Source organism: Mucilaginibacter sp. NFX135, from assembly GCF_048565145.1.
In the GTDB taxonomy this organism is placed as follows: domain Bacteria; phylum Bacteroidota; class Bacteroidia; order Sphingobacteriales; family Sphingobacteriaceae; genus Mucilaginibacter.
In genome coordinates, this window is sequence record NZ_CP183412.1 from 5500488 (window position 1) to 5513972 (window position 13485).

At 44.8% G+C, this 13485-nt stretch carries 12 protein-coding genes; 5 read left to right on the forward strand and 7 right to left on the reverse strand.

Annotation, left to right across the window (positions count from 1 at the left end):
• Positions 1-2 precede the first annotated feature (2 nt).
• The gene (locus ACNURT_RS22965; protein ID WP_419699649.1) at positions 3-515 is read right to left on the reverse strand and encodes a YdeI/OmpD-associated family protein; all 513 of its coding nucleotides are present in this window, start codon (positions 513-515) and stop codon (positions 3-5) included.
• A 173-nt stretch (positions 516-688) separates the two neighbouring features.
• Here ACNURT_RS22965 and ACNURT_RS22970 point away from each other — a divergent pair, with 173 nt between their 5' ends.
• Together ACNURT_RS22970 and ACNURT_RS22975 are read left to right on the forward strand one after the other, a co-directional pair.
• A complete protein-coding gene (locus tag ACNURT_RS22970; protein WP_370996210.1) occupies positions 689-1117 on the forward strand; it encodes a nuclear transport factor 2 family protein in 429 nt (142 codons plus the stop codon).
• Positions 1118-1274: 157 nt separating this feature from the next.
• The gene (locus tag ACNURT_RS22975; RefSeq protein WP_370996209.1) at positions 1275-1703 is read left to right on the forward strand and encodes a nuclear transport factor 2 family protein; all 429 of its coding nucleotides are present in this window, start codon (positions 1275-1277) and stop codon (positions 1701-1703) included.
• 54 nt (positions 1704-1757) lie between these two features.
• Here ACNURT_RS22975 and ACNURT_RS22980 read toward each other — a convergent pair whose 3' ends face one another.
• The 4 genes from ACNURT_RS22980 to ACNURT_RS22995 all read right to left on the reverse strand — a co-directional run bounded on the left by ACNURT_RS22980 (position 1758) and on the right by ACNURT_RS22995 (position 6233).
• On the reverse strand, positions 1758-2417 hold the full coding sequence (locus ACNURT_RS22980) for a GDSL-type esterase/lipase family protein (RefSeq protein WP_419699650.1): 660 nt from the start codon (positions 2415-2417) through the stop codon (positions 1758-1760).
• Positions 2418-2497: 80 nt separating this feature from the next.
• Positions 2498-2992, reverse strand: coding sequence for a cytidine deaminase (locus ACNURT_RS22985; protein ID WP_370996207.1), 495 nt, complete (start codon positions 2990-2992; stop codon positions 2498-2500).
• Between the two features lie 371 nt (positions 2993-3363).
• The gene (locus ACNURT_RS22990) at positions 3364-5259 is read right to left on the reverse strand and encodes a DNA topoisomerase IV subunit B (protein ID WP_370996206.1); all 1896 of its coding nucleotides are present in this window, start codon (positions 5257-5259) and stop codon (positions 3364-3366) included.
• 284 nt (positions 5260-5543) lie between these two features.
• Positions 5544-6233 carry a hypothetical protein gene (locus ACNURT_RS22995; RefSeq protein ID WP_419699651.1) on the reverse strand — a complete coding sequence of 230 codons (690 nt, stop codon included), beginning with the start codon at positions 6231-6233 and terminating at the stop codon, positions 5544-5546.
• A 293-nt stretch (positions 6234-6526) separates the two neighbouring features.
• Between ACNURT_RS22995 and ACNURT_RS23000 the strand changes: the two genes are divergently transcribed.
• Positions 6527-6820 (forward strand): GNAT family N-acetyltransferase, encoded by a 294-nt coding sequence (locus tag ACNURT_RS23000; RefSeq protein ID WP_370999425.1) that lies wholly within the window; start codon positions 6527-6529, stop codon positions 6818-6820.
• 145 nt (positions 6821-6965) lie between these two features.
• On the opposite strand, the gene ACNURT_RS23005 is transcribed toward ACNURT_RS23000, so the two are convergent.
• Both ACNURT_RS23005 and ACNURT_RS23010 read right to left on the reverse strand, forming a co-directional pair.
• Complete coding sequence (locus tag ACNURT_RS23005) at positions 6966-7733, reverse strand: SDR family NAD(P)-dependent oxidoreductase (RefSeq protein WP_419699652.1); 768 nt, start codon at positions 7731-7733, stop codon at positions 6966-6968.
• Positions 7734-7917: 184 nt separating this feature from the next.
• Positions 7918-9633, reverse strand: coding sequence for an IlvD/Edd family dehydratase (locus ACNURT_RS23010; RefSeq protein WP_419699653.1), 1716 nt, complete (start codon positions 9631-9633; stop codon positions 7918-7920).
• A 401-nt stretch (positions 9634-10034) separates the two neighbouring features.
• Between ACNURT_RS23010 and ACNURT_RS23015 the strand changes: the two genes are divergently transcribed.
• Both ACNURT_RS23015 and ACNURT_RS23020 read left to right on the forward strand, forming a co-directional pair.
• On the forward strand, positions 10035-10640 hold the full coding sequence (locus ACNURT_RS23015; protein ID WP_419699654.1) for a DUF1684 domain-containing protein: 606 nt from the start codon (positions 10035-10037) through the stop codon (positions 10638-10640).
• Between the two features lie 242 nt (positions 10641-10882).
• On the forward strand, positions 10883-13306 hold the full coding sequence (locus ACNURT_RS23020; RefSeq protein ID WP_419699655.1) for a TIM-barrel domain-containing protein: 2424 nt from the start codon (positions 10883-10885) through the stop codon (positions 13304-13306).
• Positions 13307-13485 lie beyond the last annotated feature (179 nt).

Sequence of the window (13485 nt, forward strand, 5' to 3'; positions counted from 1 at the left end):
AACTACTCCCTCGCCTTTTTCAGCGCTCTTATCATTTCGGGATAACCCTGGCGATGCAGCATGGCTTCAATGGTATTGGCTATGCGGTTAGCGCGTGTATTTTCGGTTTTGGCGCTATTGATCCATTTAATAAAATAATCGCGATGGCCTTGTGCAAGGGTAAAAAAGAACTCACTGGCTTCGGGTTCAAAGTCAAAACACTCCTGCAGATCGGCCGGAATCTCAACCTTATAATCGTTATCGGGCTCCAAACGTACCCTAAGCATAGCACCCCGGTGTTTGTGTAGGCCTTTACATATTTCCCGTTTCAGGGCCATAATAAAGTTGCCTTCGCCCATGGGCATTAAGGCCATACCGGCAATGGGCATCTCGTCCAATTTCCCCTTTACCCTGAATGATTTTTTATTGCCAGGCTTCATTTGCTGGGCCAGATCGGCCGGAATTTCGATATAAGTCCAGCCGGTTTTTTCGCCTTGTTCTGCAAATTGCAAAATAATGGTATTAAAATCAATCATAGCGAGGTTTAAGGCAGCTTCTATTGCCAGGAATCTAAAAAAACCAGTAATATATTAAATTTATGTTAAATCAACAAAATTTCTAACATATTCTGTAACGTAAGGCATAGTGCAGATGTCTTATGGATATAAAAATTAATTAATAATAATAAATAACCTTAAACAGCAATACAATGAAAACTTTAAAATCAATATTATTAGGCTTAGCCTTATTAGTTATAGGCACTGCTGCCAAAGCAAATACCTACACCGAAGGTGAAAATTTAACTAAAAATTATGCCATCAGCACATACATAGACGCCATGACCCATGGTAAATTAAAAGGCCTGAGTGAAGTGATTGATCAGGATGCTAAATTCAGCATGTTACGCGGCAAAACCGTTTTAAACTTTAATAAAGATGAGATGATCCAATCATTAAACGCATCTAAAGGTACCGAGCAAACTTGCACTACTACCACATCAATAGTTGAAAGCAACGAAGCTATTGCCGTTATTAAAGTTGATATGCAATATGACGGCTTTACCCGCAGCAATTTTGTAACTGTATCAAATACCGGCAAAGGCTGGAAAATCACCAACGTGTACAGCGTTTTTAAATAAGAGTTTAGTTTTAGTTTAGTGTTAATATGTAAGTAGAGAGCCCCGCCCAGCGGGGCTTTTTATTTTTATTGGTTTTTATTGATTTTCTTGTAACGTATTGAAAATAAGTGTTGTCTTATAGATATAATTTAATCATTGATCAATCACCAACAACAATATGAAAACTTTAAAATCAATAGTACTCGGCCTTGCGCTACTGGTAGTAGGCAGCGCCGCCAAAGCCCTCCCTTATGGCGACGGAGATAACCTGACCAGGGCCTTTGCCATCAACACCTATGTTGATGCCATAACCCGCGGTAAATTGCAAGGACTGAACGATGTGGTAGACCAAAATGCCAAGTTTAGCCTGCTGAGCGGTAAAAAGATCATCACCTTTACCCGCGACGAAATATTTCAATCCTTAAGACTTAACAAAAATGTGGAACAGGATTGTACTACCAGTACCACCATCATCCAAAGCAACTCAGATATCACTGTTGTAAAAGTTGATATGCAGTACGAAAGGTTTGTACGCAGCAATTATGTAACCATTGCCAACACGGGTAAAGGATGGAAGATCACCAGCGTGTACAGTGTTTTTAAATAGATCTGGTTTAGTGTAATAGCCCAGGTAGTGAAGCCCCGCATATCGGGGCTTTTTTTATTTTACCATCGGTTGCAAAACCGATTGCCATTTATCATATCCTTTTGCATTCAAATGCAGGTAATCGCTTTTGAACAGGCTGGAATCAGGTGTGGTAGTGCCGGGTTTATAAATTACATTAACCAGGTTCACAAAATGACTGTTAGGTTTATCCTTCAGGTACGTTTTGATCAGCTCATTTGCCTGTGCCACCGTTGCATAATATTTGGCGCGCACAGGGCTTGGTTTTATGGATAGATAATAGATCTCGGTTTTGGGCAATTTTTGATGCAGCAGGGGCCATAATTTAGCAAACTCCTTGGCCACAAAAAGGGCCGACTTACCAGCGGCAATATCATTTTCGCCGGCATAGATAAATATCTTGCGTGGCTGATATGGGAACAGAATATATGGGGTATAGTAGTCAACCAATTGTTCCAGTGTTGAACCGCCCACACCCCGCTTAATAATGGGCTCGGTTGGAAAACGCTGCTCCAGATCGCTCCATAAACGGATGGATGAGCTGCCAATAAACAATATACCACTCGGTTTAGGGAAGCTTAGGCTATCTTGATGCTTAAAGGCCCGGATCTCGTTATCAAACGGAAAACCCTGTTGTGCAGATACTTTGCCTATAAAAACACAACCAAGCAAAAACAAAAATATTTTCAATTTCATGATGCTAAGATAAGTCTAAAGTCTTGAGTCCAAAGTTAAAGGTCTGTTTTTGTTTTTCACTTTAAACTTAATACTTTCGATTATTGACTTGATAATAGTCGTTCTTCAAAAAATAAAAATGGCAATTGGTTTTCGATACCTTTTATTACCCATACCGGGCCGCCCTCTACAAACAATAAAATTTTGATGGCTTTGTTTTGCTTTTTTTCTACTTCGGCGAGCACCTGCAGACATGAGCCACAGGAGGTTACTGGTTTGGTGAGCGCAAATTCATCTGTTTGGGCGGTAACAGCCATGGCCACAACCGGATCGTCGGGGTGATTGGCGCCCCAATAAAACAGGGCCACACGCTCGGCACACAGGCCCGATGGATAAGCCACGTTTTCCTGATTGCTGCCATAAATAATTTTACCGCTTTGTAAACGCAGGGCCGCGCCTACCCGGAATTTTGAATATGGTGAATGTGAGTTCTTTAACGCTTCGGTTGCCTCCAGGCACAACTCGCGGTCGGCGGTGGGTAGTTCTTTTAATGAATCATATTCATCAAAAGCGATTTTTATTTCATGGTTGGTCATAAATATTCGTCCCGAAAAAAGCGGGGGAAACAAGATAAGGATTTTTTAACAGGATTAAAAGATTTGACAGGATTTATTAGATCCCGATTACCTAAGCTATCCTCCAAAAACTTTTTAAACCTTAAATTTTAACAAATTTCAGATCAAAAACAGTGTAAAAACATCGCAAAATTGATCGAAAAACCCTCATTTTAACACTTTTTAACAAATTCCAAGGCAGTTTTGGCGTGTTTTTAAAACTTTAAAAAGTTTTAAACCTCCCCCTCCCGGGGAAGGGAATCGCGCGGGGCCTGGCTTTTGATTGAAATCTTTGACATAAAAAAAGAGACGCATTTACATGAGCCTCTTACAAAATCATATCTCGCTTAAGCTTATACCGCTACCGGCAGGGCCAGGGTTTCGGCTTCTTCTGCTACCAGCGGGTTAATGCTTTCATCATCTTTTTCAACACGCAGGTTGTTAACGATGTGCAGCTGACGGGTTGGCGTATTTTTGCCCATAAAATATTCCAGCAGGCCTTTGATGTTGGCATCCTTCAGGATCACCGGATCCAGGCGGATATCCTTGCCAATGAACAAACCAAATTCCTCGGGTGAGATCTCACCTAAACCTTTAAAGCGGGTTATCTCGGGCTTGTTGCCCAGTTTTGCAATGGCGTTGCGGCGTTCCTCGTCACTGTAGCAGTAAATGGTTTCTTTTTTATTGCGTACCCTGAACAATGGCGTTTGCAGTATGGATACGTGGCCGGCTTTCACCAGATCTGGAAAAAATTGCAAAAAGAAGGTCATCAGCAGCAAGCGGATGTGCATACCGTCCACATCGGCATCGGTAGCTATCACAATATTATTATAACGCAGACCGTCGATACCGTCCTCAATATTCAGGGCATGCTGTAGCAGGTTAAATTCTTCGTTTTCGTATACTACCTTTTTGGTGAGTCCGTAACAGTTTAACGGCTTACCCTTTAAGCTGAATACCGCCTGGGTCATCACATCGCGCGATTTGGTAATGGATCCGCTGGCCGAGTCACCTTCGGTGATAAACAGTGTGGTATCCTGGCGGCGTTCGTGCGTATCTTCAAAATGCAGCTTACAATCGCGCAGTTTACGGTTATGTAACGATGCTTTTTTGGCGCGCTCATTGGCCAGCTTTTTGATGCCGGCAATATCCTTACGCTCGCGTTCCGATTGCAGGATGCGTTTTAACAGGGCATCGGCAGCAGCCGGGTTTTTATGCAGGTAGTTATCGAGCTCTTTTTTTACAAAATCATTGATGAAACCACGTACCGATGGTCCATCCGGACCAATGTTTTGCGAGCCCAGCTTGGTTTTGGTTTGCGATTCAAACACCGGCTCCTGAACCTTAATAGCGATAGCCGCCACAATAGAAGCGCGGATATCCGACGCATCGTATTCTTTTTTATAAAACTCCCGAACTGTTTTCACTACGGCCTCGCGGAAAGCCGCCTGGTGTGTACCACCCTGGGTAGTATTTTGTCCGTTCACAAAGGAATAATATTCTTCGCCGTAGGCCTGCCCGTGGGTCATGGCTATCTCAATGTCTTCGCCTTTGAGGTGAATGATAGGATAGCGCAGGGTTTCCACATCGGTATTGCGGGTAAGCAGATCATACAGGCCCCGTTCTGAAAAATATTTTTGTCCGTTAAAATTAATCGTTAAGCCCGAATTGAGGAACACATAGTTCCAGATCATGCTTTCCACAAACTCCGGTATAAAGCGGTAATGGCGGAAAATGGTATCGTCGGGTGTAAAGTTAATGGCGGTACCGTTGCGCTGGGTGGTTTCCTTTTCAGCCTCATCGCGGATCAGTTCGCCTTTAGCAAATTCGGCCAGTTTGGTGCGTCCGTCGCGGTATGATTGTACAATGAAAACATTAGATAACGCGTTAACCGCCTTGGTACCCACACCATTTAAACCTACCGATTTCTGGAAGGCCTTGCTGTCATACTTACCACCGGTGTTGATCTTGGATACGCAATCGATCACTTTACCCAGGGGTATACCGCGGCCATAATCACGTACGGATACTTTATGATCGCTCATGCTTACCTCAATGGTTTTGCCCGATCCCATCACAAACTCATCTATTGAGTTGTCAACGATCTCTTTGAGCAACACGTATACACCATCATCATAAGCCGAGCCATCGCCCAGTTTACCAATGTACATGCCGGGGCGTAAACGGATATGTTCTTTCCAATCCAGCGAGCGGATACTATCTTCACTATAATTAACTGCGTCTGCCATTTATAAAGTAGATTTTTTTAAACCAGTGCAAAAAATGCACGTAGCTGCAAAAATATAGTTTAAGTATTGAACTTCGGGTTCAAAACTGTCAACTTATTAACATTTGTGGTGGAGTCGACTCACCCCATCTGCGCTATGCTGGATGACCCTCTCTTCGCCTACGGCGTAAAGAGGGTAGAAAAACCTTCAAAATCCCTCTTTACAGCAAAGCCGGAGAGAGGGTGACAAGCGAAGCGATGTCGGGTGAGTCGATTCTTGAGCGTTGGAAATTACAGCTATTCCCCTTACATTTTAAACTTCAGGCTATTGCCGGCCTTATCAATATTTTTAAAAAACTCGGGATCTTTTTCATTGGCAAAGCATACCATTAAAATGATACCGGTATGACTGCGCATCAGGGTAATTAACAGGGCGTACTTATAATGTTTGGTGGCAGGCAGATCGAGTAGGTTAAGCAGGTATGATTTGCCGGCATCGGCATTGTAGCGGTCAAGCACGTTTTGCGGCAGCTTACGCTCAAAATAATTATTGTCGCCGGTAAGGGCTATCGCATGAGCCTTGCCCATCTCTCCATATAAAGAATCGGGGTTGGCCAACTGACGGCCTTTATCATTCTGCGAACGTTCATAACTGGCCCAGTTTTCTTTTTGCGATTTTACCTGGAACCATACTTCAAACCCCTTCCCGGGCATTTCCATGGCATAATCAAAAGAAAAGTCCTCATTGTTGGTAGCTGGTATTTCTTTAAATCCTTTGGGGAAGGTGAACGTGGCATTGGCCTGTGCCAAAAGCTGCAAAAACTCTTTAAATTGCTCGCTTCCCTGTACCGCGGGCCTAAACAAGGTGGGTATTGGTTTCTTTTTAACCTTAGTTTTAGCATGCTGAAAGCTTACTTGCGCCGAGCCGCTTGTAACAAAAAACAAAAGCGCAAGCTGTAATAATATGTGCTTATTTTGTTTCACAATGGCTTTCATTTTCTGGGAAGGTCCAAATTGCTTTAAGGTCTTGTTATAAATATATAAATACAAATCAAAACTAATTAAAAAATTAAAAAAATAAGCAACTTGCTAAAGCCTTTTAGTTTTACAAAGTAACCCGCTGTACCAAACGTATTCTGGGCTGATTTATTGAACGGCATGTAAAATATTACCTATTAAAGTTGTTTACTATTACGAAATCAAAGCTTGTTCATAACTTTACCTTAGATATAACAAGGATATTTATGTTACCAAACCATATAATTGTATTTAAATAATGCTCAATAAATATGAAGTACGAAGATATTCCATTGATCAATAACGAAGCTATTCATCACTTTGAACTCACGGTTAACGGTACCAGCTCATTTATTGATTATAAGTTAAGAGGCGATGTGGTATACCTGATACATACCGAAGTACCCGAGGAAATGGAAGGCCAGGGCATTGCGGCGGCACTGGTAGAGAAGGCTTTTACCTATATGGAACAGCATAACCTGAAAATGGTACCCCTATGCGCTTACATACAAGCCTACCTGAAACGCCACCCCGAATGGATGAAATTAAGAGCAGTTTTTGAGTAAGTTGGTGAGTGGTGAATGGTGAATAGGGAGCGGTGAGTAGTTAGCAGTGAGTTTTGTTAAGATTTTGACCATTAGCATGATAGCCTATTGATTATAAGTTAAACATTTCCAAATCAACTACTCACCACTCCCTATTCACCACTCTCTAATAAGGTGATGCGCTAACCGCCGACCAGCCGCCATCAACCACGATATTTTGCCCGGTGATTTGGGTAGCCTGCGGCGATACCAGGAACAATACAGCATTAGCTACATCCTGTACCGTGCCCGGCCGGCCCATAGGAGTAATGCGCGACCATGTATCTTTATAACTGGCATCTTCCATGGTGCGCTCGGTTAAAGTAGCGCCAGGGGCTACGGTATTTACCGTGATATGAAATGGCGATAATTCCACGACCAAACTTTTGGCCAGCATTTCGAGTCCGGCTTTGGTCATGCCGTAGGCCGCCAGATCTTTATGCGCCTGGTGCCCCGTTACTGATGACATAAACAGGATACTGCCGCCACTTTTTTGTTTGATGATTTGCTGAGCTGTACGCTGCGCCAGGAAAAAACTACCCTGCAAATTGAGGTTCATGACACTTTGCAATGATTGTGCCGGGTAATTCAAAAAATCGCCAAACAGGGTAATGCCCGCGTTGGCTATGGCTATGGTCAATTTGCCAAACTGTTGTACCGCCGTATCAACCATTTGCTGTATAAAATCAATATCGGCAGCATCGCCGGGCAGGTCGATACAGTTACCACCAAGCCTGTTGATAGCCTCGGCAGCCTCGGCAGCCAGTTGCGGGCTCACATCATTAACCAATACTGCCGCGCCCTGCAAGGATATTTGTTTGGCAATTTCAAAACCAATGCCCTGCCCTGCCCCCGTTACAATGGCTACCTGCCCGGTAAAATTATTTGACGTCATATTTTTGATTGTATTACGATGAGTAGACTCACCCGGTCATCACTTCGTTCGACCACCCTCTCTTCGCCTACGGCGGAAAGAGGGGATTCTTTTATTATTTTCCTCTTCCAGCCGTAAATCATTAATTAGCTAATTAATTTACTCCCTAATCACTAATTCACTAAATCAATAATTCACTAATTAATCAATGCGAATCCCGCACCACCTCGCTGCCCGAGCCGCCTTTTAAAAAGTCAAAGTCGGCGCCGAGGTGGGCCTGCTCCACATGGGTTTGGTACAGGTGTACATACCCACGTTTGGCTATGTTGGTATGCAGCACCAGTCGCTCCTTGCGGGCTGCTATTTCCTGGTCGCTTACGTCCAGGTGTAATGTGCCCGCGTAAACATCCAGGCTGATGATATCGCCATCCTGTACAATAGCCAGTGTACCGCCTACAGCAGCTTCGGGCGATACATGGAGTACCACCGTGCCGAAGCCAGTACCGCTCATGCGCCCGTCTGATATGCGCACCATATCGCGCACACCCTTATCCAATAGTTTTTTGGGGATGGCCATATTACCAACCTCTGGCATACCGGGATAGCCTTTAGGGCCTACATTTTTGAGCACCAGCACATTGGTTTCGTCCACCTCGAGGTTAGGGTCGTTGATCTTATTTTTGTAGTCCTCAATATCCTCAAACACAATGGCCCTGCCTGTGTGGATCATCAGTTCGGTACTCGCTGCGGATGGTTTCATGACTGCACCATTTTCGCACAAATTGCCCTTCAGCACTACTATACCGGCTACCTCGTTAAATGGCTTTTTCCAGCTGGCTATTAGCTCGCGGTTAAAACATTCGGCATGTTCGTAGTTATCTTTAATAGGCTGGCCGGTTACAGTTATGGTATCGCCGTGCAGTACTTCATGCAGTTCTTTCATCAGGGCTGGCAGTCCACCGGCGTAATAAAAATCCTCCATAAAATATTTACCCGATGGCTGCAGATTGGCCAGCAGCGGGATACGTTGGGCGGTAGTATTAAAGTCGTCCATATTCAGATCAACCCCGATGCGGGCCGCAATGGCCAGCAGGTGAATAATAAAATTGGTTGAACCACCAATAGCCGCGTTTACGCTGATGGCATTTTCAAAAGCCGGGCGGGTAAGGATATCAGATAGCCTCAGATCTTCCCGAACCATCTCCACAATACGGTTACCCGACAAGTGGGCGAGCACTTTTCTGCGTGAATCAGCTGCAGGAATGGCAGCGTTCTCGGCCAATGACAAGCCCAACGACTCTACCATACAAGCCATGGTTGATGCCGTACCCATCACCGCGCAATGACCACGACTACGGGCCATACAGGCTTCGGCAGTATACAGGTCCTCATCATTCATGTGACCGGCGCGGTGATCTTCGGAAAAGCGCCAGATATCTGAGGTGCCGATGTCTTGCCCCCTGTATTTACCTGTCAGCATAGCACCACCCGAAACTACAATAGTTGGGATATCCACACTGCAGGCCCCCATAATGAGCGCGGGCGTGGTTTTATCGCAGCCGCAAAGCAGCACCACGCCATCCAGCGGGTTGGCGCGGATAGATTCTTCCACATCCATACTCACCAGGTTGCGGTATAACATGGCCGTGGGTTTGATCAAAGTTTCACCTAATGACATCACCGGGAACTCTACCGGATAACCACCGGCTTCATAAATACCATTTTTTACAGATTCGGCCAACTCGCGGAAATGAGCGTTGCAAGGCGTAAGCTCCGACCAGGTATTGCAAATACCGATAACCGGTTTGCCCTGCAACTGATGTGCCGGGATACCCTGATTTTTCATCCAGGCCCGGTAAATAAAGCCATCCTTGCCCGTTTTGCCAAACCAGCCCCTGCTTCTTAGCGGTTTATTGTCCATAAGTATAATTGGTATATTGAAGGTTCAATAAAGCAAATATAAATTTCTATAAATCGTTTTAGGTATGGATAAAATAAAATTATTTCGACTCACCCCAACCCTCTCCAAAGAGTAATAGCCCATGAAAAGGCATAATGAAAGAAAAACGCGCAAAAAGTGGGTGTCACCCTGAGCACCGTCGAAGGGTAGAGCGCAGAGGCCTGCCCACCATACTTCGACAGGCTCCACCATGACACCCTTTTTTGGATAGCTATCTCTTCATGGGCTATTACTCTCCAAAGGAGAGGGTGTAAAAATCAATAAAAGCAAAGTCCTCTCCTTTGGACGGGATTATTACATGAGGGCTTCGTCGTTAGTGAGGCTTTACTTTTTTACCTATATTGGCTTAAACTTTACCCATCATGGCAAAATACTTCCTTCTCCTGCTTATGCTAACTGGTCTTCGCTCATTCGGGCAGGATTTTAAAATACAGATAGCTGATTACCGTAAGGGTTATATGGAGGATTTCCTGAAAGACGCGCATTCCCCTCTTAAAAAGGACGACCTCCAGTTTTTGCGTTTTTTTGATGCCGACAGTACTTACCGTGTTACAGCGCAGGCCTCAGTGCTGGTAAACGCCCAAGCTTTTATTATGCCGGTATTCAGCGGTAGCGGCAGCGAATATGTGCCTTATGCCGTGCTAAAATTCACCCTCAAGGATAAACCTTTAGAACTAACCGTATATAAAAGTACAAGGTTATCCAAAATTCCGGGATACACCGATTACCTGTTCCTGCCATTTATTGATGATACTAACGGCCTTACTACCTACGGCGGCGGACGATATATTGACCTGCGCACAGGTGATTTTAAAAATGGCAGTGTGGTGATTGATTTTAATAAGGCCTATAATCCCTATTGCGCGTTCAGCTCCGGGTATTCCTGTCCTAAACCACCAAATGGCAACCGCCTGGCTATTGCTGTGGAAGCGGGAGAGAAGCTGTTTGGTAAAGAGGTGAAGCATTGAGTTGAAGTAATTGTATCTATCTCAATATAACCATGTCATTGAGCGTAGCGCGGCAATCTCCTCGCGTTTATGCCCGCGAGGGAATTGCTTTGTCGTTCCTCCTCAATGAAATGTATAAGGGTTGAAGAGATAGTAGTACTTTCTCTTCCAAAAAAATCTCCTTTTAAATTTCAAAAAAGTATTCTATATTCACCCCCGTCAAACAAGTGTCAATCTCACACTCACTATAAACCAATAAACTGATGTTCAATATGCTTAAACCCTTCCATCATTCGCTTGTTAAAAAAATACAATCGATTGCGGTAATAATATCAATTGCTGCTTGCTGCCTTGCACTACAAGCTTCGGCAACCGTTAAATCGTACAAAAAAGCCGTGGATGGCGTTACATTTTCTTTGGATAAAGGTCTGCTGAAAGTGCTGGTGCGCCGGGCTGATATTATTGAGGTTAAATACACCATATTCAATACTTTTGAAACCAAACCATCACTGGTGGTTAATAACAGCTGGAAAACTCCTGCTCTTTATCAGGTTGCAGAAAATAAAACCGAGGTAACTATTACCACGGCCAAATTAAAGATCAGGGTGAATAAGGCTACCAATGCCATTACCTACACCGACCTGAAAGGTAACATTATCACTGCCGAAGACAGCGAGAATAAAACCATTACCCCGGCTACTGTGGCTGGCATCAGCACCAATACCATCAGCACGCAGTTTGTTTCGCCGCAAAACGAAGGTTTATTTGGTTTGGGCTGCCATCCGCTGGATTCTTTATCCATTAATTACAAAGGCCGCAACCAGGAATTACTCATTAAATATCTTACCGGCGCTATCCCCGTACTGTTATCAACCAAAGGTTATGGCCTGATGTGGGATAATTACTCAGCCTCCAACTTTTACGGCGCCGAAGCCGGTAATACCAAATTCAAATACGTATCTGAAAGCGGTAAACAGGTTGATTATTACTTTTTCTATGGTCCTTCATTTGATCATATTATTGATCTGTACCGTACGGCTACCGGCAAAGCGCCTATGTTTGGCAAGTGGGCCTTTGGTTTGTTCCAGTCGCAGGACAGGTATATGAGCGAGGATGAGATCATCAGCGTAAAGGATAATTACCGCAACAACCATATTCCGGTTGACGCGATAGTACAGGACTGGTATTACTGGGACCCATTGCCTATCGGCTCGCACGTGATGAAACCCGAGCGTTACCCGCATCCAAAACAAATGGTTGATGAATTGCATAAAGCAAACATCCATGCCATGATATCGATATGGCCGGTATTTGGCAAGGGCACACCCAACTATGACGCGCTGGAAAAAATGGGCGGCCTCACCGATATTACCTGGGACAACGTAGTTACCCATACTTTTGATACCTATTATGATGCCCACAACCCCAAAGCCCGCGAACTGTACTGGGATCAGGCCCGCGACAGTCTGGTTAAACGCTATGGCTGGGATGCCTGGTGGATAGATCAGTGTGAGCCTGATAACGGCGCTTTGCAGGATGCCCGCCGCCAAAGCAATTTTAGCATTGGTAAAGGGATCGATTATTTTAACACTTACTCTCTGCAACATACCAAAGGTGTTTACGAAGGCTGGCGCAGGGATATTCCGGGCAAGCGTGCTTTCTTTTTGGTTCGTCAGTCATTTGCAGGAGAACAGCGCAATGCTTCAACCTTATGGTCGGGTGACATTGAGTGTACCTTTAAGGACTTTAAAAACCAGGTACCGCAGGGCATAAACGCATGCGCATCGGGCCTGCCTTACTGGACATCGGATATTGGCGGTTACCACTTCCACTGGAAAGCTGCCGATTGGTCGCAGCCCGATAAACGCGAGCTGTTTACCCGCTGGTTCCAGTTTGGCGCGTTTAGTCCCATCTTCCGCATCCATGGCAAAGGCGAACGGGCACTGTTCAGCAAAAACTGGGATGATCATACCAAAGCCATCCTGCTCAATTTTGACAAACTGCGCTACCGCCTGCTGCCCTACATCTACTCGCTGGCAGGTCGTGTTACTACCGATAATTATACCATCATGCGTTCGCTGGCTTTTGATTTCAGGGACGACAGCAAGGTTTATGGCATACCTGATCAGTATATGTTCGGTCCGGCATTTATGGTGAACCCGGTTACCGAGCAGCTCTATACAGCCGCTGATGCCGACAAGAAAGCCAAAGCCCGCCAGGTGTACCTGCCCGCGGCCAGCAAATGGTACGATTTCTGGACAGGCGAACTACTGGATGGCGGACAAACCATCAGCGCTGCCGCACCGATTGACATTCTGCCGCTTTATGTAAAAGCCGGTTCCATCATTCCAATGGGTCCGCACATGGAATACGCTACCGAAAAACCGGCCAACAACATCGAGCTGCGTATTTATCCCGGCGCCGACGGATCATTTAAGTTTTACGAGGACGAGAACGACAATTACAATTACGAAAAAGGACAATACGCAACTTTCAACCTAAACTGGAACGATAAAACCCGCAAACTCACGATATCCGATACCAAAGGTAAATTCCCTGGTATGCTCAAAAGCCGCACCTTTAATATTGTAATGGTAAAAGGCAACCACGGAGCCAATGTAGAGGTAACCGGCAAAGCCGATAAGGTTGTTAAGTATGCAGGGAAAGCGTTGGTAGTGAGTTTATAGAGGAAAAATATATTTAGATAAATAAAGTTATTCTTACTGTAAACATCGACCGCAGAATCGACTCATCCGATCTGCGCTTCACTGGAATCCCCTCTCTTCGCCTTCGGCGGAAAGAGGGGATTCTTTTTTGCGGATCATTGCGAGGCACGAAGTGGAAGCCTCACCCAACCCTCTCCAAA

Coding starts and splice junctions, on each gene's coding strand:
- ACNURT_RS22995 (WP_419699651.1), bottom strand. CDS start 6,233: ATGAAAGCCATTGTGAAACAAAATAAGCACATATTATTACAGCTTGCG.
- ACNURT_RS23015 (WP_419699654.1), top strand. CDS start 10,035: ATGGCAAAATACTTCCTTCTCCTGCTTATGCTAACTGGTCTTCGCTCA.
- ACNURT_RS22970 (WP_370996210.1), top strand. CDS start 689: ATGAAAACTTTAAAATCAATATTATTAGGCTTAGCCTTATTAGTTATA.
- ACNURT_RS23005 (WP_419699652.1), bottom strand. CDS start 7,733: ATGACGTCAAATAATTTTACCGGGCAGGTAGCCATTGTAACGGGGGCA.
- ACNURT_RS22990 (WP_370996206.1), bottom strand. CDS start 5,259: ATGGCAGACGCAGTTAATTATAGTGAAGATAGTATCCGCTCGCTGGAT.
- ACNURT_RS22965 (WP_419699649.1), bottom strand. CDS start 515: ATGATTGATTTTAATACCATTATTTTGCAATTTGCAGAACAAGGCGAA.
- ACNURT_RS22980 (WP_419699650.1), bottom strand. CDS start 2,417: ATGAAATTGAAAATATTTTTGTTTTTGCTTGGTTGTGTTTTTATAGGC.
- ACNURT_RS23000 (WP_370999425.1), top strand. CDS start 6,527: ATGAAGTACGAAGATATTCCATTGATCAATAACGAAGCTATTCATCAC.
- ACNURT_RS23010 (WP_419699653.1), bottom strand. CDS start 9,633: ATGGACAATAAACCGCTAAGAAGCAGGGGCTGGTTTGGCAAAACGGGC.
- ACNURT_RS23020 (WP_419699655.1), top strand. CDS start 10,883: ATGTTCAATATGCTTAAACCCTTCCATCATTCGCTTGTTAAAAAAATA.
- ACNURT_RS22975 (WP_370996209.1), top strand. CDS start 1,275: ATGAAAACTTTAAAATCAATAGTACTCGGCCTTGCGCTACTGGTAGTA.
- ACNURT_RS22985 (WP_370996207.1), bottom strand. CDS start 2,992: ATGACCAACCATGAAATAAAAATCGCTTTTGATGAATATGATTCATTA.